The organism is Rhizobium sp. P1_E6, from assembly GCF_056405875.1.
Genome location: NZ_JBFUBG010000190.1, coordinates 1 through 3,939, shown reverse-complemented (window position 1 = coordinate 3,939; position 3,939 = coordinate 1). Strand labels below are relative to the sequence as shown.

Sequence of the window (3,939 nt, the reverse complement as noted above, 5' to 3'; positions counted from 1 at the left end):
GGAATATCCATCGTCGCCTTGTCGGTCTCGACGGAGGCCACGGGCTGCTCAACGACAACGATATCGCCGGGTTTCACGAAGACTTCGGCAAYCAGCACGTCTTTAAAGTCACCAAGATCGGGGACGAGAATTTCCACTGTTGTCATGCGGGCTCTTTCGCAAAAAAAGGACGTCGGGATGGACGATCAAAGGATGGCGCGGCGGAAATCACCAAGCAGGGTGGCCAGATGCCCGAGGAACCGAGCAGCTGCGACACCATCCACGACCCTGTGATCCCATGACAGGCTGACCGGCATGATCAGTCTTGGCTGGAAGGCCGTCCCGTCCCAGACCGGTTGCATCTGCGAACGCGCGGCGCCGAGAATGGCAACTTCCGGCGCATTGATGATCGGCGTGAAGCCTGCACCGCCAATACCGCCCAGCGACGAGACGGAAAAACAGCCACCCTCCATGTCGGTCGGCAGGAGTTTTCCTTGCCGCGCCTTTTCGGACAGTGCAGCCATCTCATTGGCAATCTCGACGAGGCCCTTGCGATCGCAATTGCGGATCACAGGCACCATCAAGCCTTTCGGCGTATCGACGGCAAATCCGATATGGACGTATTTTTTCTGGATCAGCATATCGCCTTCAAGCGAGGTGTTGAATCGCGGATAGGCAGCAAGCGCCAGGGCGGATGCTTTGATCAGGAAGGCGACCATGGTGAGCTTTATCGGGGCCTGGCGCTTTTCAGCGTTCAACGCCAGGCGGAAGGTTTCGAGATCCGTGACATCGGCGTTATCGAAATTCGTGACATGCGGAATGTTCAGCCAGTTGCGATGCAAGTTTGCACCGGAAATCTGTTGGATCCGCGACAACGGCACCCGATCGATTTCGCCATATTTGGCGAAATCGAAGGAAGGCATTGCCGGAATGCCCGATCCTGACGTTGCGCCGGCGAGGGACGTGGTGCCGGCCGCGGCGAGCTTGTTCTTGACGTAGGTCTGCACATCTTCGCGCAGGATGCGTCCCTTGGGGCCAGAGGCTGCGATCTCCTTGAGATCGACGCCGAGTTCGCGGGCGAATGCGCGCACCGAGGGCGTGGCATGTGTCGAGGCAGTGGAAAGTGCCACCGGGACTGTGAGGTCCGATTTCGCGGCGGGCGTTTCGACCTTGGCCGGCGTGCTCGTCTTTTGCGGCTCCTCCACCGGTTCGGCCTTCGCCGGCGAGGCTGGCGCGCTTGTCCCCTCGCCCGCCTCTATGGTCAGAACCGGAACGCCCTTGGAGACCTTCCTGCCCACCTCGACCAAGAGGTCCACGACCGTGCCGGCCACAGGCGATGGTACTTCGATTGTGGCCTTGTCGGATTCCAAGACGATCAGGGGCTGATCAACGGTGACGGTGTCGCCGGGCTTGACCATGATCTCGACCACCGGAACGTCCTTGTAGTCGCCGATATCTGGTAACTCGATTGTCTGCTGAACGCCCATGGGCGCTTCCTCCTTCTTCGACACGTCGGGCCTGCAGACACCTCTCAGGGTCCTGGCCGGATCGCTTGCCGAAATCTCAACGGTTGTCGTCTACCCGGTTGGCGCGCCTAGGCTCAGCGCAGCCACGGCGCGGCACGCCCGCTTGCGAGCCCGTATTTGTCGATCGCCTTCGAAACTTTCTTTCGGTCGAATTTTCCCTCCGCGGCGAGGGCCGAAAGGGCAGCAACGACGATGTGGTGACGATCGACCTCGAAGAATGATCGCAGGGCTTGGCGGGTATCGCTTCGTCCGAAGCCGTCCGTCCCGAGCGCGACAAACCGGGCCGCAACATAGGACGCAATGAGCTGCGGATAGGCGCGGACGTAGTCCGTCGCGGCGATAATCGGTGCCGAACCGGATAGAAGGCTTTCGACATGGCTTTTGCGCGCTTCCGCATTCGCTCCGAAGATTTGCTCCCGTTCGATCTCGCGAGCTTCGCGCGCCAGTTCGCTGAAACTCGTAACGCTGAAGACTTCGGCTTCGACGCCCCATTCGCTGTTCAGCAATTCGGCGGCTGCGACGACTTCCGGCAGGATTGCGCCTGAGCCGAGCAATCGGACGATCGCGATATCTTTGGGGCCGGCAAGGCGATACATGCCTTTGACGATCCCCTCCTCGATGCCGGCGGGCATTGAGGGTTGTGCGTAGCTCTCGTTCATCGCGGTGATGTAATAGAACTCGTCCTCGCCATCCTGGATCATCCGGCGTGCGCCATGATCAAGAATCACGGCCATCTCGTAGGCGTAGCCCGGATCGTATGCCCGGCAATTGGGGATCATCGCCGCCATGACGTGGCTGTTTCCATCCTGATGCTGCAGCCCCTCCCCGCCAAGCGTCGTACGGCCGGCCGTGGCGCCGATCAGGAAGCCTCGCGCCCTTTGATCGGCGGCAGCCCAAATCAGATCGCCTATCCGTTGGAAACCGAACATGGAATAGTAGATGTAGAAGGGCAGCATCGGATAACCGTGGACGCTGTATGCGGTGGCTGCCGCCACCCAGGAAGAAACCGCCCCCGCTTCGGTGATGCCTTCCTCCAAGAGCTGACCATCGACGGATTCCTTGTAGTACAGCATCGATCCGGCATCCTCCGGCTCGTAAAGCTGGCCGACCGGTGAGTAGATGCCGACCTGGCGGAACAGGTTGTCCATGCCGAAGGTACGCGCTTCGTCGGCGACGATCGGCACGATGCGAGGCCCGAAATCCTTGCTTTTCAGCAGATTGCTGAACAAGCGCACGACTGCGACCGTCGTCGACATGTCCTTGCCATCTGCCTTGACGGCGAAATCCGCGTAGCTCGCAAAGGCAGGAACCGAAACCGCGTCGGCAGATCTTTGCCGCTTCGGTAGATAGCCGCCGAGGGCGGCGCGGCGGTTTCGCAAATAGGTGAGCTCGGCCGAATCGTCGCCCGGGCGGAAGAATTCGAGCTTTTCGACCTGTTCATTGCTCAGCGGGAGATTGAACTTGTCGCGGAACGCGAGCAGGGCATCGATGTCAAGCTTTTTTGCCTGATGCGCGGTCATGCGGGATTCGCCCGCCCCGCCCATGCCGTAACCTTTCTTGGTCTTCGCGAGGATGACGGTCGGACGGCCCTTCGTCGCTTTGGCAGCGTTGAAGGCTGCGTAGAGTTTGCGGAAATCGTGGCCGCCACGCTTCAGCTGATCGATATCCTTGTCGGACATATGGGCAACAAGTTTTCGCACCTCGGGGTCGCCATCGAAGAAATGGGCGAGATTATAGGCGCCGTCCTTCGCCCCGAGAGTCTGGTACTTGCCGTCGACCGTCTCCGCAAAGCGCTTGAGGAGGTTATGGTTTTCGTCGCGCGCGAAAATCGGATCCCATTCGGAGCCCCAAAGGACCTTGATGACATTCCATCCGGCCCCTTTAAAGAGGCTTTCCAGCTCCTGGATGATCTGGCCATTGCCGCGCACGGGGCCGTCGAGACGCTGCAGATTACAATTGATGATGAAGGTCAGATTGTCCAGGTTCTCGCGTGCGGCCAACGACAGGGCCGCGATCGATTCCGGCTCGTCCATTTCGCCGTCGCCGAACACGCCCCATACATGCTGGGGATCGGTATCCTGCAGCTTGCGGTCGCGCATGTAACGCATGAAGCGAGCCTGGTAGATGGCGCTGATCGGCCCGATGCCCATCGAACCCGTCGGAAACTGCCAGAAGTCGGGCATCAGCCAGGGGTGCGGGTAGGAGCAAAGCCCCTCGCCGGCGATTTCCTGGCGATAATGCGCGAGGTGATCTGCGCTCAGGCGCCCTTCGAGGAAGGCACGCGCATAGACGCCCGGCGCAGAGTGGGGCTGGAAGAACACGAGGTCGCCGCCGTGATCGTCACTCTTGGCGTGGAAGAAATGGTTGAAGCCGATCTCGAAAATTTCCGCCGCGGACGCGTAGCTTGCGACATGGCCGCCGAGCTCGCCATAGG

General features: G+C 60.4%; 3 protein-coding genes. All 3 read right to left on the bottom strand.

The window, feature by feature from the left end:
- The coding region (locus AC1D35_RS34995) for a biotin/lipoyl-containing protein (RefSeq protein ID WP_477942493.1) at positions 1-146 on the bottom strand (146 nt) is incomplete at its 3' end.
- A gap of 39 nt (positions 147-185) precedes the next feature.
- Positions 186-1,466, bottom strand: a complete 1,281-nt coding sequence (gene aceF / locus AC1D35_RS34990) for a dihydrolipoyllysine-residue acetyltransferase (RefSeq protein WP_113335213.1) — start codon at positions 1,464-1,466, stop codon at positions 186-188.
- A gap of 113 nt (positions 1,467-1,579) precedes the next feature.
- Positions 1,580-3,939, bottom strand: a 2,360-nt coding sequence (mdeB, locus tag AC1D35_RS34985) for an alpha-ketoglutarate dehydrogenase (RefSeq protein ID WP_477942491.1), incomplete at its 5' end; no start/stop codon positions are given.